Annotated in this window: 18 protein-coding genes; 5 read left to right on the forward strand and 13 right to left on the reverse strand. The window is 69.1% G+C overall.

What is annotated here, in order from left to right; translation table 11 throughout:
• A complete protein-coding gene (locus B5X82_RS16260; protein WP_079649230.1) occupies positions 1 to 858 on the reverse strand; it encodes a VOC family protein in 858 nt (285 codons plus the stop codon).
• 140 nt (positions 859 to 998) lie between these two features.
• Between B5X82_RS16260 and B5X82_RS16265 the strand changes: the two genes are divergently transcribed.
• On the forward strand, positions 999 to 1,877 hold the full coding sequence (locus tag B5X82_RS16265) for an alpha/beta fold hydrolase (protein ID WP_079649231.1): 879 nt from the start codon (positions 999 to 1,001) through the stop codon (positions 1,875 to 1,877).
• Positions 1,878 to 1,888: 11 nt separating this feature from the next.
• Here the strand turns inward: B5X82_RS16265 and B5X82_RS16270 are convergent, their stop codons facing one another.
• Entirely contained in the window at positions 1,889 to 2,851 is a 963-nt protein-coding gene (locus B5X82_RS16270) for an NAD(P)H-dependent flavin oxidoreductase (protein WP_079649370.1), read from the reverse strand.
• A gap of 62 nt (positions 2,852 to 2,913) precedes the next feature.
• On the opposite strand from B5X82_RS16270, the gene B5X82_RS16275 reads away from it, so the two are divergent.
• From B5X82_RS16275 to B5X82_RS16285, 3 genes are read left to right on the forward strand one after another with little or no spacing between them, the layout of a single operon-like run.
• Entirely contained in the window at positions 2,914 to 3,798 is an 885-nt protein-coding gene (locus tag B5X82_RS16275) for a crotonase/enoyl-CoA hydratase family protein (protein ID WP_079649232.1), read from the forward strand.
• A 37-nt stretch (positions 3,799 to 3,835) separates the two neighbouring features.
• Positions 3,836 to 4,636, forward strand: a complete 801-nt coding sequence (locus B5X82_RS16280) for a crotonase/enoyl-CoA hydratase family protein (protein WP_079649233.1) — start codon at positions 3,836 to 3,838, stop codon at positions 4,634 to 4,636.
• Positions 4,637 to 4,669: 33 nt separating this feature from the next.
• Positions 4,670 to 5,092 carry a VOC family protein gene (locus B5X82_RS16285; protein ID WP_079649234.1) on the forward strand — a complete coding sequence of 141 codons (423 nt, stop codon included), beginning with the start codon at positions 4,670 to 4,672 and terminating at the stop codon, positions 5,090 to 5,092.
• Between the two features lie 22 nt (positions 5,093 to 5,114).
• On the opposite strand, the gene B5X82_RS16290 is transcribed toward B5X82_RS16285, so the two are convergent.
• Positions 5,115 to 5,921 carry an SDR family NAD(P)-dependent oxidoreductase gene (locus B5X82_RS16290; protein WP_079649235.1) on the reverse strand — a complete coding sequence of 269 codons (807 nt, stop codon included), beginning with the start codon at positions 5,919 to 5,921 and terminating at the stop codon, positions 5,115 to 5,117.
• 198 nt (positions 5,922 to 6,119) lie between these two features.
• On the opposite strand from B5X82_RS16290, the gene B5X82_RS16295 reads away from it, so the two are divergent.
• A complete protein-coding gene (locus B5X82_RS16295) occupies positions 6,120 to 7,475 on the forward strand; it encodes an amidohydrolase family protein (protein ID WP_079649236.1) in 1,356 nt (451 codons plus the stop codon).
• 106 nt (positions 7,476 to 7,581) lie between these two features.
• Here the strand turns inward: B5X82_RS16295 and B5X82_RS16300 are convergent, their stop codons facing one another.
• The 10 genes from B5X82_RS16300 to B5X82_RS16345 form a co-directional block, all read right to left on the reverse strand.
• Entirely contained in the window at positions 7,582 to 8,403 is an 822-nt protein-coding gene (locus B5X82_RS16300; protein ID WP_079649237.1) for an SDR family NAD(P)-dependent oxidoreductase, read from the reverse strand.
• Positions 8,400 to 9,704, reverse strand: a complete 1,305-nt coding sequence (locus tag B5X82_RS16305) for an acyl-CoA dehydrogenase family protein (RefSeq protein ID WP_079649238.1) — start codon at positions 9,702 to 9,704, stop codon at positions 8,400 to 8,402. Before B5X82_RS16305 ends, B5X82_RS16300 begins: the two co-directional genes overlap by 4 nt.
• 17 nt (positions 9,705 to 9,721) lie before the next feature.
• Positions 9,722 to 10,762 carry a phosphotransferase family protein gene (locus B5X82_RS16310; RefSeq protein WP_079649239.1) on the reverse strand — a complete coding sequence of 347 codons (1,041 nt, stop codon included), beginning with the start codon at positions 10,760 to 10,762 and terminating at the stop codon, positions 9,722 to 9,724.
• Positions 10,756 to 11,136 carry a RidA family protein gene (locus B5X82_RS16315; RefSeq protein WP_079649240.1) on the reverse strand — a complete coding sequence of 127 codons (381 nt, stop codon included), beginning with the start codon at positions 11,134 to 11,136 and terminating at the stop codon, positions 10,756 to 10,758. The genes B5X82_RS16310 and B5X82_RS16315 overlap by 7 nt, the downstream gene beginning before the upstream one ends.
• Positions 11,136 to 12,437, reverse strand: coding sequence for an aspartate aminotransferase family protein (locus B5X82_RS16320; protein WP_176152597.1), 1,302 nt, complete (start codon positions 12,435 to 12,437; stop codon positions 11,136 to 11,138). Before B5X82_RS16320 ends, B5X82_RS16315 begins: the two co-directional genes overlap by 1 nt.
• A gap of 65 nt (positions 12,438 to 12,502) precedes the next feature.
• Positions 12,503 to 13,978, reverse strand: coding sequence for an aldehyde dehydrogenase family protein (locus tag B5X82_RS16325; protein ID WP_079649242.1), 1,476 nt, complete (start codon positions 13,976 to 13,978; stop codon positions 12,503 to 12,505).
• 36 nt (positions 13,979 to 14,014) lie between these two features.
• Positions 14,015 to 14,815, reverse strand: a complete 801-nt coding sequence (locus B5X82_RS16330) for an SDR family oxidoreductase (RefSeq protein ID WP_079649243.1) — start codon at positions 14,813 to 14,815, stop codon at positions 14,015 to 14,017.
• 10 nt (positions 14,816 to 14,825) lie between these two features.
• On the reverse strand, positions 14,826 to 17,009 hold the full coding sequence (locus B5X82_RS16335) for a CaiB/BaiF CoA-transferase family protein (RefSeq protein ID WP_139385119.1): 2,184 nt from the start codon (positions 17,007 to 17,009) through the stop codon (positions 14,826 to 14,828).
• A complete protein-coding gene (locus B5X82_RS16340; protein ID WP_079649245.1) occupies positions 17,006 to 17,815 on the reverse strand; it encodes an enoyl-CoA hydratase-related protein in 810 nt (269 codons plus the stop codon). The genes B5X82_RS16335 and B5X82_RS16340 overlap by 4 nt, the downstream gene beginning before the upstream one ends.
• Positions 17,800 to 18,582 carry an enoyl-CoA hydratase-related protein gene (locus B5X82_RS16345; RefSeq protein ID WP_079649246.1) on the reverse strand — a complete coding sequence of 261 codons (783 nt, stop codon included), beginning with the start codon at positions 18,580 to 18,582 and terminating at the stop codon, positions 17,800 to 17,802. The genes B5X82_RS16340 and B5X82_RS16345 overlap by 16 nt, the downstream gene beginning before the upstream one ends.
• Positions 18,583 to 18,601: the final 19 nt, after the last annotated feature.

Genomic DNA, 18,601 nt, shown 5'->3' on the forward strand with positions numbered 1-18,601 from the left:
TCAGCCGGAAAGCCGGAACTCGTGGCGCGCGCCGAGCATCGCGGCAGGATCGATAGCGATGCCGTCCGCTTCCAGCTGCGGGTCGGCCAGGGCGATGCCGATCGCCGCCATGTGCGCGCGGGCGGCGTCGAGGTCGTCGACCTCCCAGACCAGCGCGTAGATGCCCGAGGCCGGCCCCGACAGATAGGCGCCGATCGGACCGCTCGCCGGATCGTCGGCGGCGATCAGCGCGACCGCGGTGTCGCCCAGCATCAGGCGGACCTGTCGGGCCGGCTGGGGGTGGGCGATGTGCCCGTCGCTGATCAGCTCGCCCGCCAGCACGTCGAGGAAGAAGCCCATCGCCGCATCCATGTCGCGCACGACGCAGGCGATGTGGTGGAGCCGCCGCAGGCTCGACGGATGCCCCTCGATCCAGTCGGGGCGCCAGCCGCGATAGTCCTGTGGATCGTTCTCCAGCGGCTTGCCGCAGAGCTGGACGACGATCCCGCCGGTCGATGCCGGCTTCACGAAGAAGAATTTCGGATAGACGGTCGAGAGATCGAGACCGCGTTCCCGGCACAGCCTCGCCGCCTCGACCGCATCCTCGATCCGCAGCTCGAACGAATGCAGGCTCTCGCCATATTTGGCGAGGTAGCGGGAGAAGATGGTGTCGGGCTCGTCTGGTCGGCGCGGTGCCATCGGTTCGATCATGTGGTTCGCCGCGTAGAGCAGCGCCATGTCGCGATCCTCGCCCTCATGATAGCGCTCGGCGAAGGCGATGCCGCCGAATACGTCCTGGTAGAGCTTGCGGGCGGCATGCACGTCGCGCACCGCGTGGATGGTGTGCAGGATACGCCTGATCGCTATGCGGGCCGTCATCGCCGTCTCCTCTCGGCAGCAGACCTAGGCCGGCGGCGAAAAGCGCGGGCATACGGAGATGCGGGCTTTGCAGAGCCAGCCACCTTGCCTCGCTTGTCGATCCCCCGCGGCGGTGCGAAGGCAAGGCGAGGGAGCACAGCATGACCGACGGTACGGAGCCCTTTTCGCGCTTCTACATCTCGCAGCGCCAGCGACTGCACTATGTCGACTGGGGCAATCCCGACGCGCCGCTGCTGATCCTGGTGCATGGCGGCCGCGACCATTGCCGCAACTGGGACTGGATCGCGCGCGAGGTCCGGGACGAATGGCATGTCATCGCCCCCGACCTGCGCGGCCATGGCGACAGCGCCTGGTCGGTCGACGGCTGCTACACGATGGACGGCTTCGTCTACGACCTGGCCGAGCTGATCCGCGTCCAGGGCAAGGAGCGGGTGTATATCGTCGCCCATTCGCTGGGCGGCAACATCGCGCTGCGCTATGCCGGCATCTATCCCGAGAAGCTGGTCAAGCTGGTGGCGATCGAGGGGCTCGGCCCGTCGCCGGTGAAGCTCGCCGAACGGCGCATGCAGCCACTGTCGCACCATATGCGCGCCTGGATCGAGACGCGCCACGCCATGTCCGGCCGCCTGCCGCGGCGCTATCCGACGCTGGAGGATGCGTTGAAGCGCATGCAGGCGGAGAATGCGCACCTGACCGCCGATCGCGCCCGCCACCTGACGATCCACGGCACGATCCGCAACGAGGATGGGAGCTATAGCTGGAAGTTCGACAATTATGTCCGGTCGATGCCGCCCGATCTGGCGCTCGTCCAGCCTGACGAGCTGTGGTCGGAGATCCAGTGTCCGACCCTGCTGGTCTATGGTGCCGACAGCTGGGCGTCGAACCCGGCGGTCGACGGCCGCGCCCGCTATTTCCGCAATGGCGAGGTCGTCCTGCTCGAACGGGCGGGGCATTGGGTCCACCATGACCGGCACGATGATTTCGTGCGGATCATGCGCGATTTCCTGGCTGACCGATGAGCGCGGGGACCCTAGCGGGGCGCCAGCCCCATCCGCACCCGCGCCTCGGCATAGCCGCGCGCGAGATCGCCGATGCGCTCGGCGGCGGGGACCACCGCGTCGATCGCGCCGATCCCCTGGCCCGATCCCCAGATGTCGCGCCAGACCTTGGCGCCCCCGCTGGCGAAGCTGGTCCGCGCGGGGTCGCCCGGCGCCAGCGCGTCGGGATCGAGCCCTGCGGCGCGGATCGACGGCTTGAGATAGTTGCCGCGCACTCCGCTGAAATAGTCGGTGTAGACGATGTCGTCGGCGGTTCCGTCGACGATCATCCGCTTGTAGCCGTCGGGGGCATTCGCCTCCTCGGTCGCGATGAAGGGCGATCCGATATAGGCGAGGTCGGCGCCCATCGCCTGTGCGGCGAGGATGCCGGCCCCGGTCGCGATCGCGCCCGACAGGGCGAGCGGCCCGTCGAACCAGCGCCGTATCTCCGCCACCAGCGCGAAGGGGGACAGCGCCCCCGCATGGCCGCCCGCGCCCGCCGCCACCGCGATCAGTCCGTCGGCGCCCTTGTCGACCGCCTTGCGGGCGAAGCCGTCGTGGATCACATCGTGGAACACCGTCGCGCCGAAGGCCCGCGCCCCCGCATAGACGTCGGGCCGCGCGCCGAGCGAGGTGATGATCATCGGCACGCGATGCTTCTCGCACAACGCCAGGTCGGTTTCGAGCCGGGCATTGGTGCGGTGGACGATCAGGTTGACCGCGAAGGGCGCGGCCGGCCGGCCGGGATGGGCGGCGTCGTGCGCGGCCAGCGCCGCGCCGATCTCGTCGAGCCATTCGTCGAGCAACTCGGGCGTACGCGCGCTCAGCGACGGGAAGGAGCCGACGATCCCCGCCGTGCATTGGGCGATGACGAGGCGCGGATTCGACACGATGAACATCGGCGAGCCGATCACCGGCAAGCGCAGCCGATCCTGCAGGAACCGTGGCAAGGTCATGGGCATCTCCCAATTTTCCATGGGCGTATCAGAGCGGCCGGAGGCCGCGAAGGAAGGCTTTGATGGCAAGCGAGGATTTTCAGGCGATAAAGCTCGATGTCGCCGAGGGCGTCGCGACGATCACGCTCGACCGGCCCGACCGGCTCAACGTCTATGACGCGGCGATGCGGCGCGAGTTGCTCGCCGCCTTCGACCGTACCGACGCCGACGACGCGGTACGCGCGGTGATCGTGACCGGGGCAGGCAAGGCGTTCTGCGCGGGGGCCGACGTCTCGGGCGGGGCGACGACCTTCGATCCGCAGGCGCGGGGCGATACGGACGAGGACAAGGTGACGGTCAATGGCATCGTCCGCGACGGCGCGGGGCAGGTGACGCTGCGCATCTTCCGCAGTCTCAAGCCTGTCATCGGCGCGATCAACGGCGTGGCGGCCGGCGCGGGGGCGTCGATCAGCTGCGCGTTCGACATGCGGCTCGCGTCCGAAACGGCCCGCTACGCCTTCGTCTTCGCCCGGCGCGGCGTAACCCCGGAGGCGGCGTCGAGCTGGTTCCTACCGCGCATCGTCGGCATCTCGACCGCGCTCGAATGGTGTTACAGCGGCCGCATCGTGCCGGCCGGGGAAGCGCGCGAGCGCGGCCTCGTCCGATCGGTGCATCCGCCCGGGGAGCTGCTGCCGGCGGCCCGCGCGCTGGCGACCGAGATCGCCGGGCAGGCGGCGCCGGTCTCGGTCGCACTGACCCGCCGGATGATGTGGCGGGCGCTGGGGCAGGATCATCCGATGGAGGCGCATCGCGCCGATACCCGCGCGATCCGCGCTCGCGCCGGCACCGCCGACGCGCGGGAAGGGGTGGCGGCCTTTCTCGAGAAGCGCGATCCCGACTTTCCCGGCAAGGTCAGCGACGGCCTGCCCGACATCTTCCCCGAATGGATCGAGCCCCAGTTCCGCTGATCCTTCGCTTCCTTCCTCGATCCAACAGGAGTCCATCATGTCCTCGATCATCCGCCTCGACCGCGACGGCCCGGTCGCCACCCTGACCCTTACCCGGCCCGAGGCGATGAACGCGCTCGGCGAGCTGGGCGACGGCGACGCGGTCGCGGCCGCCTGCGCCGAGCTGGCCGCCGACCGCACCATCCGCGCCGCGATCCTGACGGGGGAGGGGCGCGCCTTCTCGGCCGGCGGCAACGTCAAGGCGATGCTGGCGGGGGAGGGCAATTTCGCCGGCAACCCGGCGATGGTGCGCGAGGGCTATCGGGGCAATATCCACAAGGCGCTCCGCGCGCTCCACGGGCTCGACGTGCCGCTGATCGCCGCCGTCAACGGTCCGGCGATCGGGCTGGGCTGCGATCTCGCCTGTCTGGCCGACATCCGCCTCGCCTCGACCAAGGCCAGCTTCGGCGTGACCTTCCTCAAGGTCGGCATCATCCCCGGTGACGGCGGCACCTGGATCCTGCCGCGCGTGATCGGGATGAGCCGCGCCGCCGAGCTCTTCTATACCGGCCGGGTCATCACCGCGGAGAAGGCCGCCGAATGGGGCCTGGTCTCCGAAGTCGTCGAGCCCGACGCGCTGCTCGGTCGTGCCCGCGCGCTCGCCGCCGAGATCGCGCAGCAGCCGCCATATCAGCTTCGCGCCACCAAGACCCTGCTGCGGCAGGGTCAGTCGGTCAGCTACGATACGATGCTTGAGCTGGCGGCCTCGACCCAGGGGCTGATGCATCACACCGAGGACCATCATGAGGGCGCGCGCGCGATCCTCGATAAGCGGCCGGCTGTGTTCACCGGCGCCTGAACCGGCACGAACAGCAAAAAGGGGAGGAGCGCCATGCGCCCGACGATGAACATGGTGATGATCGGCGTCGAAGATGTCGGGGCCGTGCGCGGCTTCTACGAGGACGGGCTGGGCTGGGTCGCATGGCGGACCGGCGGCAGCGGATCGGTGATGTACCGGACCGGCGGCGTGGTGCTCGTCTTTCTCGCGGCCGGCTATCTCGCGGCCGAGCGCGGCGTTGCGGTGCCGAGGGGCGGCGCCACGTCGCTCGCCAGCTTCGTGGCCAGCCGGAACGAGGTCGACGACGCGCTGTTGCGTGCCGCCGCCGCCGGGGCCGTCGTCACGAGTCCGCCGCGTGACCGCGATGGCGGGCTGTACAGCGGCTATTTCGACGACCCGCAGGGCGTGTCCTGGGAAGTGGTGTGGAGCCCCAATATGGCGCTGGCCGAGGACGGCTCGCTGGTGGCCGGCGGCTGACCGTGGCGGCCGGTCGCCGGGTTCAGACCGGCGGCACCAGCTTATAGCCGCCGGTCGCCTCGATCCACTGGCCGGTCAGCCAGCCGCCGTCGTCCGAGGCGAGGAAGCAGACGACGGCGGCGATGTCCTCCGGCTCGCCGATCCGGCGCAGCGCGGTGATCTGTTCCAGCCGCTCGACGAAGCGCGGCTCGGCCAGCATGTGCGCGGTCATGTCGGTCCTCGTATAGCCCGGCGCCACGACATTGGCGGTGATGCCGTGCTGGCCCAGCTCGACCGCCAGCGATCGGGTCATCGCCAGCAGCGCCGCCTTCGACATGCCATAGGCGCCATTGAGCGCGCCGGGCTGTTTCGCCGCGCCCGATCCGATCGTCACGATCCGTCCGCCCTGCGTCATCCGCCGGACCGCTTGTTGCGACACGAAGGCGGGCCCCTTGGTGTTGATCGCGAAGATCCGGTCGAAGGCATGTTCGTAGATTTCGCTCAGCGGCGCGGCGGAGGCGATGCCGGCATTGTTGACCAATATGTCGAGCCGGTCGTCGCCGGCGATGCGGGTCGCGGTCTCGTCCCAGGCCGCGAACAGCGCGTCGATCGCGCCGGGCTGGCCGATGTCGGCCTGGACGGCGAAGGCCCGGCCGCCGGCCGTCGCGATTTCGGAAGCGATCTCCTCCGCCTCGTGACCACGGCTGCGATAGGCGATCGCGACCAGCGCGCCTTCGGCGCCCAGCCGCCGCGCGACCGCGGCACCGATCCCGCGCGACCCGCCCGTCACCATCGCCCGCTTGCCCGCGAAGCGGCCGGGAATGATCCGGTCCGTCACTGAACTGTTCATGCTTCCGTTCTCCGGCTGTGATGGCCCGTCGGCCCTTCTTGCCGTTATGCCGCGCGATGTGGCCCGGAAGCATATGAACAGAGCCGCATCATCGGCGGGGCTTCCCGAATGGACCGCACGGATTCCGCGCTTGCCTAAAAACTGACGAATCATTATTTATGGGTCCATCAAGAGGTGACTCCGTGGAGAGGATTGAGCATGAACCTTGAAGACATGGTGATCGCGAGCGTCGACGATCATGTGATCGAGCCGCCGACGATGTTCGACCGGCATCTGTCCAAGGAGCACCGCGCGCTGGCACCGCAATATGTGACCGACGAACTGGGCAATGCCTCCTGGTGGTGGGAGCATGAGAACAAGCGCACCTTCGCCGTCGGCATCAACGCCGTGGTCGGCCGTCCCAAGGAGGAATATGGGATGGAGCCGATGAACATCGACCAGATGCGCAAGGGCGTCTGGGATGCCGAAGCCCATATCGACGACATGAACGCGATGGGCCAGATGACCGCGCTGATGTTCCCGACCTTCGCCGGGTTCGACGGCTCCTGGTTCTGGGACGCCAAGGACAAGGAGAACACCAAGCGGGTGATGCGCGCCTATAACGACTGGCACATCGACGAATGGTGCGGGCCCTATCCGGGCCGCTACTTCCCGACCGGGCTGCTGCCGTTGTGGGACCTCGACGCCACGCTCGAGGAGATGAAGCGGCTGGTGAAGAAAGGCAGCCGATCGGTCTTCTTCCCGGCCAACCCGGCGTCGCGCAACCGCCTGCCTTCGGTCCATGATCCGGTCTGGGAGCCGATGTGGAAGCTGGCCAATGACGAGGGGATCGTCTTCAACTGCCACATCGGCACCGGCCTTGCGCCGGAGGCCAATTCCGATCTTTCGCCGATCTCCGCCTGGATCACCGCGATGCCGATGGCGATCGCCACCGACGCCGCCGACCTGCTGCACCTGAAGGCGCTGCTCCGTTATCCGAACCTGAAGTTCGCGCTGTCCGAAGGCGGCATCGGCTGGGTTCCCTACATGCTCGAACGGGCGGACTTCACCTTTCGTCACCATGGTCCCTGGGTTCGCGTCGACTTCGGCGGCAAGCTGCCGTCGGAAGTGTTCCGCGAGCATTTCCTGACCTGCTTCATCGACGACCATTTCGGTTGCGACAACTACAAGGCGGTCGGCGAGGACATCATCGCCTATGAATGCGACTATCCGCATTCGGACTGCACCTGGCCGCACGTAGCCGAGGACCTGTGGGACAATGTGAAGGACCTGCCGGAGACGGTGATCGACAAGATCACCCACCAGAACGCCTATCGCTTCTACGGCATCGATCCGGTCGCGCAGCTCGGCCGTGCGAACTGCACCGTCGGCGCGCTGCGCGCCAAGGCGACCCATGTCGACGTCTCGGTCCAGTCGAAAGGCGGCAAGGACGCCCGCGAATATGCCGAGGAGGGCGCTGCGGTGACCGCCGGCAACGTCGCCAAGACCTTCGTGCCCGTGGTGACGGCCGGCGACGTGGCCGAGGGCCGCAAGCGCCGCAAGGGCCTGATCTGAAGCCCGTAGCCATCGGGTAAACTGAGCCCCCGCTCGCAGGAGCGGGGGCTTTTTATTTCTCCCCTTTCCTTTCTCCCGGCCTTCGCTGGGATAACGGGGGACGCGGCTACGCCCGGCCGCCGTCGACGCGGAGGTTGGCGCCGGTCGTGAAGCTGGAGAAGTCGCTGGCGAAATAGAGCGCCGCCGTGACGATCTCGCGCGGATCGGCGACGCGCTGGCTGGCGGCGCGCAGGCGGACCTGTTCTGGATCGGCCCAGCCCTGGGCAATGTCGGTCGCGAAGGCGCCCGGCGCGATCACGTTCACGCGGACCCCCCGAGCCGCATATTCGAGCGCGATCGCGACCGACGCCGCGTTGAGCGCCGCCTTCGCGCCGGCATAGGGCGAGGTGGCCGGGCTCGGCCGGATCGCCGACAGGCTCGATACGTTGATGATGCTGCCGCCGCCCTGCTCGGCCATGCGCTTCGCGACCTTCGCGGTGAGGCGGAAGGGGCCCTTGAAGTTCACGTCCAGGATCTTGTCGAACAGCGCTTCGGACACGCTGTCGGAAGAGGGCGATGCCGGCGACATGCCGGCATTGTTGATCAGCACGTCGATCCGGCCGAATTCGCCATAGGCCGCCTCCATCAACCGTTCGATATCGTCCCACTTGCCGACATGGCAGGCGACCGCCAGCGCACGGCGGCCCGCGCTCCGGATCTCGGCAGCCACTGCCTCGCAGGCGTCGAGCTTGCGGCTCGTGACGATCACGTCCGCGCCCGCGGCCGCGAAGCCATGGGACATGGCCCGGCCCATCCCCCGGCTGCCGCCGGTGATCAGCACCGTTTTGCCGCTCATGTCGAACAGCTTCGACGGATCGGGCAGTTCATCCGCGTCCAGTCCGTTGAAGCCGTTCCTGCCGGTGTCGATCGCCGGCTTCGGCCCGCTCATGCGAATTCCTCCTCGCGCATCGCGATATAGCGGGCCAGCTTCTCGCGCGCCGCCGCCTCGCGGGTCGGGATATGCTCGCTGGGGAACAGGCCGGCTGCCGGCTTCGCGTCCTTCAGGATGCGCTTGGCGAGACCGATCTGGTGCACCTCGGTCGGCCCGTCGACCAGCCCCTGCGACGCCGCCTTCACCCAATAGCCGCCCAGCGGCAGCTCGTTGGAGACGCCGAGCGAGCCGTGCAGCTGGATCGCGCGGCCGACGATGTCCTTGAGGATGCGGGGGCTCATGATCTTGACCGATCCGATGCCGATCTTGCCCGCCTCGCGATCGCCCTGGTCGATCGTCCAGGCGGCATGGAGGACGAGCAGGCGGAACTGGAGCAACTCGACATAGCTGTCCGCGATCGCGGCGAGCGTGCTCTGCTTTCCCGCCAGCGGTCCGCCCTGGGTGAAGCGGCTGACGGCGCGTTCCTTCATCATCTCATAGGCCTTTGTCGCGGCGCCCAGCGTCCGCATCGCGTGGTGGATGCGGCCGCCGCCCAGCCGCACCTGAGCGACGTGGAAGGCCCCGCCCTCCTGGCCGAGCATCGCGTCGGCCGGGACGCGGACCTTGTCATAATGGATATAGGCGTGCGCGCCCTCATCCTCATGCTCGCCCATCAGCCCGGTGTTGCGGACGATCGTGACGCCGGGCGTCTCGGCAGGGACCAGGAACATCGAGAAGCGCTCGGCGGCCGGGGCTGCTGGATCGGTCACCGCCATGACGATGATGAACGAGGCCCAGCGCGCCTGCGACGAGAACCATTTATAACCGTCGATCACCCATTCGTCGCCGTCGCGCACGGCGCGGGTCTCGAACACGCGCGGGTCGGAGCCGCCCTGCGGCTCGGTCATCGAGAAGCAGGAGACGATCTCGCCGTCCAGCAGCGGAGCCAGATAGCGGGCTCTCTGCTCGGGCGTTCCGAACTTCGCCAATATCTCGGCATTGCCGCTGTCGGGCGCCTGGCAGCCGAAGACGCGCGGACCCCATTTGGTCGCGCCCAATATCTCGTTCATCAGCGCGAGCTGGACCTGGCCATAGCCCTGGCCGCCTAGGTCGGGGGTCAGGTGGCAGGCCCACAGGCCCTGGCGCCGCACCTCGGCCTGGAGCGGCCGGACGGCCGCCAGAGCGCGCTTGTCGGTGACGTCGAAATTATGGCCGGGTCGGTTGAAGACGAGGTCCATCGGCTCGACCTCGTCCCGGACGAACTGCTTCATCCAGTCGAGCTTCTTCTGGAACTCGGGATCCGTGGAAAAATCCCACATCGCTATGATCTCCTATGTCATGCCCTTTCGATGGTTCGCATCGCCTGGGCGATCAGGCTGGGAACACGCTCTTCAAACGCGGCGTGACGCGGGTTGTCGGACTGGCCGCGGACGTACCGCGCGAAGCTTCCCTCCAGGATCACCGCGAGGCGGAAGAGGGCGAGCGCCATGTAGAAGGGCAGGTGATCGATCGGCCGGCCGCTGCGCTCGGCATAGCGCGCGGCGGCCTCGGCGCGGCTGCGGAAGCCGCGATTCCAATGGACGTAATGGGCCCAGGTCGGTCCGGTCGTGTCGTCGGCCCAACTGCTGAGCAGATGGCCGAGGTCGAGCAGCGGATCGCCGATCGTGGCCAATTCCCAGTCGATCACGGCGGCGACGCGGGCGGGCCGGTCGGGGGCGATCATGACGTTGGCGAAGCTGTAGTCGCCATGCATCAGCCCGGTCGTCGCCGCCGGCGGCGTGTTGGTGCGCAGCCAGTCGGTCAGCGCGTCGAGCCCGGCCAGCTCGCGGGTCTGGTTCCGGGCATATTGGGCGAGCCAGCGATCGACCTGTCGGGCAAGGAAACCGTCGGGCCTGCCGAAGCCATCGAGCCCCGCCGCGCGCCAGTCGACCCGCGCGATGCTGGCGAGCGCGTCGATCACCGAGTCGCCCAGCGCACGGCGCAGGTCGCGGTCCTCCGCGAAAGGCGCCGGCATCGGATCGCGCGGGGTGAAGCCGTCGATCCAGTCGAGCACGATGAACGGCCCGCCGATCCAGCCGGGCTCGGTGGTGCCGCCGACCAGCCGGGCGTGGGGGATGTCGGTGGTGGCGAGCGCGCGGGCGAGGCGCAGCTCGCGATCGAAATCGTGCGAGGTCCTGTCGTTGGCGGTCGCCGGCGGACGGCGAAGCGCGTAGCGGCACTCGCCACGCCGGACCAGGAAAAGGCTGTTGCTGGCGCCGCCGGACACGCGGGTCAGCGTGATCGGCAGCGACCGGCCGCCCAGCAGCGCGTCGAACCAGGGCCGCAGCGGCGCAGGATCGGCCAGCAGGCTTTCGTCGTCGAGGCGTTCGGTCAGCATAGCCGCGCCGTCACCTTGATCTCGACCATCAGCCCCGGCCGGCCGAGAGCGGTGACTTCGACCGTGGCACTGGCGGGCAGGCCGTCGCCGGCCTTGCCATAGGTCTCCATCCGGACATGGCGGGCCGCGAGCGCAGCCGGCATGTCGGTGACGAACACGGTCTGCTCGACCACATCGCCGAGGCCGGCGCCGAAATGGGCGAGCGCCTCGCCGATCTTCGCATAGGCGGCACGCATCTGCTCCGCCATGTCGGGGGACGGCTCACGGCCTTCCGCATGAGCGGTGGTGCCCGACACATAGATGGTATCGCCCACCTTCACGGCCTGGGGAAGGCCGGGCACCGGCGGATCGCCCTGGAAGATCTCGCGGCCCATCAGCCGAGCGCCGCGACGGCGGCGAAGGCATCGTCCATGATCGCCAGCGCGGCGTCGGCCTCGGCCTCTGTCATCACCATCGGCACGTAGCAGCGGGCATTGCTGTTCATCATCAGCCCGCGGTCGAGGCAGGCCCGGAAGAAGGCGTAGCCGAGCCTGCTGTCGGAGGCCTGCTGCGCCGCAAAGCTATCGACCGGCGTCTCGCTGAAGAATATCTGGAAGAAGCTGTCGGGCCCGACGACCTGCACGGGGACACCGTACCGTGCCGCCGAGCGGGCGATGCCCTGCTTGAGCTGCCCGACGATGTGGCGCAGATGCGCATGGCCGCCAGGCCGCGCATAGATGGCGATCGCCTGCAGTGCTGCCGCCGCGCAGAGCGGATTGCCGTTCAGCGTCCCGCCGAAGAAGACCCGCGAGCCGATCGCGGGCGCGCCGGCGGGGCGCGATCCGGCGATCACGTCGGCGCGGCCGGCGATGCAGGTCATCGGCAGGCCGTTGGTCATCGCCTTGCCGAAGATCGCGACGTCGGGCGTCACGTCATAAAATTCCTGCGCTCCGCCCAGCGCCATGCGCCAGCCCGTCACCATCTCGTCAAAGACGAGAAGGATGCCCAGTTCGGCGGTGATGCGGCGGATCGCCTCCAGGAAACCGGGCACCGGCGGGACGGTGCGCTGGACGGGCTCGCAGATCAGCGCGGCGACCTCATGCGCATGGGCACGCAGATATTTCTCGGTGGTCTCCAGGTCGTTCCAAGGGACGACATAGACGAGGTCGCGGATGGCGTCGGGGATGCCGAGCGAATCCACACTGGGCACCGGATAGCCAGGCGACTGCGACCAGCCGGACATCATCGCATAGTCGTTGGTGCCGTGGAACGAGCCTTCGAACTTCATGATCTTCTGCTTGCCGGTAAAGGCCCGGCACATGCGGAAGGCGTTCATCGACGCTTCGGAGCCGGAGGGCAGGAACTTGATCTCCTCGGCGCAGGGGATGATCCGTCGCAGTGTCTCTCCCAGCTCAATCGCGCGTTCGTTGAGGACGTAGAAATGGGTGCCCTTGCGCGCCTGTTCCGCGATCGCCGCGGCGATCTCGGCATTGCCATGGCCGAGCAGCACCGCCCCGCTGCCCGCGAGCAGATCGATATAGGCATTGCCGTCGGTGTCGATCAGCCGGACGCCTTCGCCCCGCTCGATCGCGATCGTCTCCTGCGGCGGAAGGTAGAAGGCGCCCGACAGGCTGTAACCGATCACCCCCGATCGGTCGTGGATCGCAGGCCCGCTCCTGCGTGTGACGGTGCTCATCCTTTTCCTCCCTCTTTCCGCTGCCGGCGCACAACGGCCCGGCATCTCTCGCTCGCGCTGCGCGATCAGGCCGCGTGGAAGGAGATGGCGTTGGCGTTGGTGAACTCGAGCAATCCCTCGATGCCGTTCTCGCGGCCGAAGCCGGAGCGCAGGTTGCCGCCGAACGGCTCGTCGGAAAGCTGAGTGCCCGCGCCGCCGTTGATCGCGCAGCGGCCGCTGTTGATCTGCTGCGCCATCTCATAGGCGGTGCCGGCATCGTTGGTGAGGATGTAGCAGGCGAGCGCGAAGTCGCTGTCGTTCGCGATGCGGATCGCTTCCTCGTCCGTGTCATAGCCGATGACCGCCGCGATCGGCCCGAAAATCTCTTCCTGGGCGAGCCGCGAGCCATTGGCGACGTCGTCAAAGAAGGTCGGCTGAAAGAAGAAGCCCTTGGTCAAGTGGTCCGGCCGCTTGCCGCCGGTCACCAGCCTGGCGCCTTCGTCGAGGCCGATCTGCACATATTTCTCGGCGCGGTCGCGCGCCACGGCCCGGATCAGTGGGCCCATCTCCGTTCTGGGATCGGCGGGGTCGCCGACGACGACGCGCTCGGCCGCTTCCTTGAGCCGCGCGACATAGTCGGCCCGGATCGAATTGTGGACGAGATGGCGCGTGTTGAGCGCGCAGCCCTGGCCGGCATGCGAGGAGAAGCCGCGCAGCCCGGTACTGACGGCCTTGCCGATATCGGCGTCCGGCCGCACGATCATCGCCGACTTCCCGCCCAGTTCCAGCAACAGCCGCTTCAGCGTCGGCGCGGCCTGCGCCATGATCGCGGCGCCGACCATGTCGGAGCCGGTGAAGGTCACCAGCCGCACGCGCTTGTCGGTCGTCAGCAGCTCGCCGACGTCCAACCCGCCGGTCACGACGTTGAACACGCCGTCGGGCAGGCCGGCCTCGCGCGCTATGTCGCCCAGGACCAGCGCGGAATAGGGGGTGTAGGGCGAAGGCTTGAGGACCACCGTATTGCCCATCAACAGCGCGGGCACGGATTTCACCAGGTTGAGCATGAAGGGATAGTTGTAGGGGGTGATCACGGCGACGACCCCCACGGGATCGTAGCGGACGACGCTGGTGCCGAGCCATTTGACGCCGCCGGCCGCGGGAGTCACCTCGGGCCGGCTCAGCTTCGTGAAATCCTGCGCCGCCGCTTCCATATAATAGCGGAAATGCTTCATGCCGGTCGCCCATTGCGCGCCGTTGGCAAGCGAGACGGTGGCGCCCGCCTCGGCGATCAGGATCGCGATGATCTCATCCTTGCGATGCTCCAGCGCCTCGTAGAAGCGGCGCATATGGGCGATGCGGTCATGCCGGGACAGGCGCCGCCACGGGCCCGAGACGAAGGCGTCGTGCGCGGCGGCGACAGCCGAGCGGGCATCGTCCACCGATCCCACCGGCGCCTCGCCGATGACGTCCTCATTGGCCGGGTTGATGATCCTGTCGGTGCCGGCCGCGCCGGAAACGAACGCGCCGCCGATATACAGCTTGTTCTGGAGCTTCAGTGTCATGGAGTGGACGACCTTTCGGATACTGGATGAGGGGGGCTAGACCTTCGACGGGTCCATGGCCTCGCGCGCGGCGATGGTCTTGCTCGACGGCTGGATGCCGCGCAGCTCGATCAGGTCGACCTGCGCCTCGAAGGGCAGGGCCAGCAGGTCGGCGATCATCCCGGCGGGAATCTCGGGTTCGATCTGCGCGCCCGACTGGTGATAGAAGCCCCGGTCGCGCGCGGCGGTGCGCGCCCGCGCCCGCGCCTCGTCCGACCAGTTCCGGCTGAAGGTGCCGCGGACGTTTCCCGACCGGTAGACGGTGACGCGGATGCGGTCGTCGGCGACCTCGCCCTGCAGCCCGGCGGAGAAGGTCTCCAGCGCCGACTTGGTGGCGGCATAGAGGGTCAGGTGCGGATAGGGATGGCGCACCGATTCCGAGCTGATGTTGACGATGTCGCCGCCGCCTCGCGCGCGCATCAGCGGGATCGCCTCGCGGCAGCAGTAGAGCGGGCCCAATATGTTGACCGCGACCTCGAGCTGGACCGATGCGTCGTCCGCCTCCTCGATCGGGTTGGGCGAGGCGAGCGCCGCGTTGTTGATCAGGATGTCGAGCCCGTCGAACCGTTCCCGCACGGTCGCGAAGAGCCGGCGCACCGAGGCGGGGTCGCCGATGTCGCAGGGGATCGCCAACGCCGCCGGCCCGATCCGCGCGGCGGCGGCGGCGAGCTCGTCCAAGTTGCGCGCCGTCAGCACGACGCTCGCGCCCTCGGCCGCAAGGCGTTCGGCGATCGAGAAGCCCATGCCGCGCGACGCGCCCGTCACCACCGCGATCCTGCCCTGCAAGCGTCCTGTCATCGATCGGTCCTCATGTCTCGGGCAGCATCACCACCCGGTCGCGCACCAGCGCGTCGATATCGTCGCCCGAAAAGCCGATGCCTTCCAGGATATCCCGGCCATGCTGGCCCGCCACCGGCGGCGCGCGGCCGATCGTGAGCGGCGCGTCGGGCATCGACCAGAAGGCGCCGGGATGTCGCAGCCTGCCGTAGACCGGGTGCGGATAGCTGGCCACGAGACCCTGGCGGACATGATCCTCGTCGAACAGGAAAGCCGGCCCGCCGCCCTCCTCGACGATCACCGCCGCGAAGCCTCGCGCGCGCAGCCGGTCCACGGCTTCGCGCGCCGGCAACGCTGCCAGCGCTTCGGTGTCGGGTGCCTTGTCCTCGGGCCCCGCAAAGGCGACCCAGCCGTCAGCGCAGGACGCCAGCCGCCGCCCCGGCGACGGACCGAGCTGAAGGCGGTCGAGCCGGTCGGAGCGGCCGATCAAGGTCCCGTCGGGCCGCATCGCCACATCGGCCATGGTGAGGATGCTGGCACCCAGCAGCGAGGCGGCCACCTGCGATCCTTCACCGCTGGTCTCGCGCCGGATCAGCGCCAGCAGCATGCCATAGGCCAGCGACATGGCACAGAGATGGTCCATCATGCCGAAGCGCAGCCAGACCGGCCGGTTGCCTTCGCCGGCATTGGCGAGCTCCCAGCCGGCCGAGGCCTGGAACAGCTGGTCGTAGCCGGGCCAGTAGCATCGCTCGCCGGCCGGGCCATAAGCGCTGACATGACCGAAGATCACGTCGCCCCTGATCGCGCGCAGGTCGGGATAGTCGAGGCCGAAGCGCCGCGCCGCGGGCAGGCGCAGATTATGGTGGACGATGTCGGCGCCCGCCACCAGCCGGGCGATCACCGCGCGCGCGCCGGCATGGCCCAGGTCGAGCGCCAGCGAGCGCTTGCCGCGCTGGCAGCCGAGGAAGGCGGACTCGTTGGCGCGCATCGGGTCGCCGGCCAGCGGCTCGACCTTTATGACGTCGGCGCCGAGATCGGCGAGCATCATCGTCGATAGCGGCCCGGCGAGATAATTGCCGAAGTCGACGACGCGGATGCCGTCGAGCAGTGGCCGGCCCGTGGACGGCGGCGGCGTGGCCTTGCGCGGCCGGGCCTCACCCAGCAGCGCGGCGCGATGCTCGTCGGCGCGGGGGGCAGGGCCCTTGACCCCGCCGGGCGGATCGATCCTCAGCGGGAAGCCCGGCTGGCGGACGCGGCCGAGGTCGGGATCGTCGACTTCGACGACATAGGCGTTGGCTCGCGCCTGGGCGTCGTCATAGAGTGCGCCGACCGGCAGCGCCGGCTGCACCGGAATGTCGGCGGCCCAGAGATCGGCGAGCCACTCGGCGCTGGGGCGGCTCCGAAACGCCCGGACATTGGCGCCCCAGTTGGTGTAGCGGAAATGGGGCGGCCATTCGGCATTGGCCTTCGCCACTTCGTCCGGCCCCATCTCGTCGAGCAGCTGCCGCATCAGCGGGGTGTCGTCCGCATTCTTCATGATGTGGAGCCAGACGCCGTCGGCACATTCGAAGATCGAGGGCAGCACCCTCTTGTCGATCCGCCCGTCGAAGCCTGGCGTCGGCGTCTCGGCATGACGCCACAGCATCATCAGCGGCACCAGCATCCCCTGGAGCAGGCTGGTGTCGACCGGCCCCGGCGCGCCGCCGCGCGCGACCTGGGCGAGGCGCGCGCCGATGCCGATCGCGGCGAGCCAGGCGGCACACCAGCTGCCGAGCGGAAGCTGGATGAAGGCCGGCCCGTCGCGGTGCAGCGCGGGCTGCTCGGCCAGTGCGCCGCTGGCTGCCATGACGAGGAAATCGTCGGCGGGAAGGTCCCCGGCGAAGCCGTCGGGCACGCCCGAGATGCGGCAGGTGATCAGATGCGGATGTGTGGAAAGGTCGGGCAGCGGCAGCGCGCCGTCATGGATCAGCACGTCGGCGCCGTTCAGAAGCTCGCCGAACGCCATGGCGTCGGCGCCGGCCAGATCCATGGCAATGCTGCGTTTCGATCGGTTCCAGGCGGCGAAGGCGACGGTGCCGCGGCGCGGATCGCCGGCGGGCGGCTCGACCTTGACGACGTCGGCGCCCGACTCCGCGAGCATCAGCGCCGCCACCGATCCGGCCAGCCCGGTCGAGGCGTCGATGACGCGGACGCCCGCGATCGCCGCCGCCGTCACGCGGGCATCCACGGTGCGGGGCGTTTTTCGGCGAAGGCGCGGGGCCCCTCCGTCGTCTCGCCGCTCGCGCGCCAGCGCTGCATCGCCGGCAGGCCGTCCTGGTCGCCGATCGCGGCGGCGAGGCTCGGTGCGTCGATGCTGCGATGGACCAGCGCCTTGGAGGCGCGCAGCGCCGCCGGCCCGCCCTTCAGCATCGCATCGGCCCAGCGAGCCACCGCGTCGGACAGGCTGGCGGCAGGGACCACCTCGTTGACGAAGCCCAGCGCGCGGGCTTCGGCGGCGTCCACCAGCCGGCCGGTCAGCACCAGGTCCATCGTCCGCTTGAGGCCGATCTCACGGACCAACCTGTGCGGGCCGCCGCCGACCGCTACGAAGCCGGCGCGCGGCTCGGGCAGGCCGAAGCGCGCCGTCTCGCTCGCGACGATCAGGTCGCAGGCGAGCGCGATCTCGAACCCGCCGCCGGCCGCGACGCCGTTCACCGCCGCGATCAGCGGCTTGTCGAGGTCGAAGCGCTGGACGAGCCCGGCATAGCCGCAGCGCGGCAGGCCGATCCTCCCTTCGCCGCGCGCGCGGCGTTCGGCGATCGCCTTGAGGTCGGAGCCCGAGCAGAAGGCTTCGCCGGCCCCGGTGACGACGCCGATCCGCTGGCCGTCGTCGGCCGCGAAGGCGTCGAGCGCTTCCTGCAGCGCATGATGCATCTCGGCGGTGAACGCGTTCAGCCGCTCGGGACGGTTGAGCAGGAAGGTCGTGACCGGCCCGTCGCGGGTGACGACGATGTCGGCGGCGGCAGTCACCGTCCGGTCCATCGTGGCTGGCGCTTCTCGGCGAAGGCGCGCGGACCTTCGAGGAAATCGTCCGACGCGCGCAATAGGTCGCGACCGGGGAAGGAGGTTCCGATCGCCTCCTCGAGCGGCATGTGCAGACCGAGTGACGCGGCCTCCTTGGCGGCGCGCAGCGCCAGCGGCGACAGGCCGGCCAGCTCGGCGGCCCAGCGCCGCGCGGCGGGCATGAGGTCCTCGCCCGGCACCACCTCGTTGACGAGGCCCCAGTCGCGGGCGGTCGCCGCATCGATGTCGCGGCCGGTCAGCAGCATGCCCATGGCCCTTTGCCAGGGCAGCGCGCGCGGCAGGCGGTGCGCGCCGCCCGCGCCCGCGAGCTGGCCGATCCGCGCCTCGGGCAGGGCGAAGCGGGCATGGTCGGCGGCGACGACGATGTCGCAGGCGAGCACGATCTCGAACCCGCCGCCCAGCGCGCTGCCGTTCGCGGCGCAGATCACCGGCTTGAACAGGTCGTGCCGGCGGGCGAGGCCGCCGAAGCCGCCGCTCCACTTGTCCTGTGTCAGCACGTCGCCGCGCGCCCGCGCCTTCAGGTCGTTGCCGGCGCAGAACGCCTTGTCGCCCTCGCCGGTGATGATCGCGACCCAGGCGTCGGGATCGGCGGCGAAATCGTCGAACGCCTGGCCCAGCTCGATATTGGCGAGATTGTCGAGCGCATTGCGGACGTCGGCCCGCGCGATCGTCACCGTCGCGACATGGTCATCGAGCTCGTAGCGAATGCGCTGATAGTCTCTCATTCATCCGTCCCCTGGCTCC

The organism is Rhizorhabdus histidinilytica (assembly GCF_900167915.1).
GTDB classification, from domain to species: domain Bacteria; phylum Pseudomonadota; class Alphaproteobacteria; order Sphingomonadales; family Sphingomonadaceae; genus Rhizorhabdus; species Rhizorhabdus histidinilytica.

Coding starts and splice junctions, on each gene's coding strand:
- B5X82_RS16340 (WP_079649245.1), bottom strand. CDS start 17,815: ATGGACCGGACGGTGACTGCCGCCGCCGACATCGTCGTCACCCGCGAC.
- B5X82_RS16270 (WP_079649370.1), bottom strand. CDS start 2,851: ATGACCTTGCCACGGTTCCTGCAGGATCGGCTGCGCTTGCCGGTGATC.
- B5X82_RS16325 (WP_079649242.1), bottom strand. CDS start 13,978: ATGACACTGAAGCTCCAGAACAAGCTGTATATCGGCGGCGCGTTCGTT.
- B5X82_RS16285 (WP_079649234.1), top strand. CDS start 4,670: ATGCGCCCGACGATGAACATGGTGATGATCGGCGTCGAAGATGTCGGG.
- B5X82_RS16305 (WP_079649238.1), bottom strand. CDS start 9,704: ATGTGGGATTTTTCCACGGATCCCGAGTTCCAGAAGAAGCTCGACTGG.
- B5X82_RS16265 (WP_079649231.1), top strand. CDS start 999: ATGACCGACGGTACGGAGCCCTTTTCGCGCTTCTACATCTCGCAGCGC.
- B5X82_RS16345 (WP_079649246.1), bottom strand. CDS start 18,582: ATGAGAGACTATCAGCGCATTCGCTACGAGCTCGATGACCATGTCGCG.
- B5X82_RS16320 (WP_176152597.1), bottom strand. CDS start 12,437: ATGAGCACCGTCACACGCAGGAGCGGGCCTGCGATCCACGACCGATCG.
- B5X82_RS16300 (WP_079649237.1), bottom strand. CDS start 8,403: ATGAGCGGGCCGAAGCCGGCGATCGACACCGGCAGGAACGGCTTCAAC.
- B5X82_RS16280 (WP_079649233.1), top strand. CDS start 3,836: ATGTCCTCGATCATCCGCCTCGACCGCGACGGCCCGGTCGCCACCCTG.
- B5X82_RS16310 (WP_079649239.1), bottom strand. CDS start 10,762: ATGCTGACCGAACGCCTCGACGACGAAAGCCTGCTGGCCGATCCTGCG.
- B5X82_RS16275 (WP_079649232.1), top strand. CDS start 2,914: ATGGCAAGCGAGGATTTTCAGGCGATAAAGCTCGATGTCGCCGAGGGC.
- B5X82_RS16260 (WP_079649230.1), bottom strand. CDS start 858: ATGACGGCCCGCATAGCGATCAGGCGTATCCTGCACACCATCCACGCG.
- B5X82_RS16315 (WP_079649240.1), bottom strand. CDS start 11,136: ATGGGCCGCGAGATCTTCCAGGGCGATCCGCCGGTGCCCGGCCTTCCC.
- B5X82_RS16290 (WP_079649235.1), bottom strand. CDS start 5,921: ATGAACAGTTCAGTGACGGACCGGATCATTCCCGGCCGCTTCGCGGGC.
- B5X82_RS16295 (WP_079649236.1), top strand. CDS start 6,120: ATGAACCTTGAAGACATGGTGATCGCGAGCGTCGACGATCATGTGATC.
- B5X82_RS16330 (WP_079649243.1), bottom strand. CDS start 14,815: ATGACAGGACGCTTGCAGGGCAGGATCGCGGTGGTGACGGGCGCGTCG.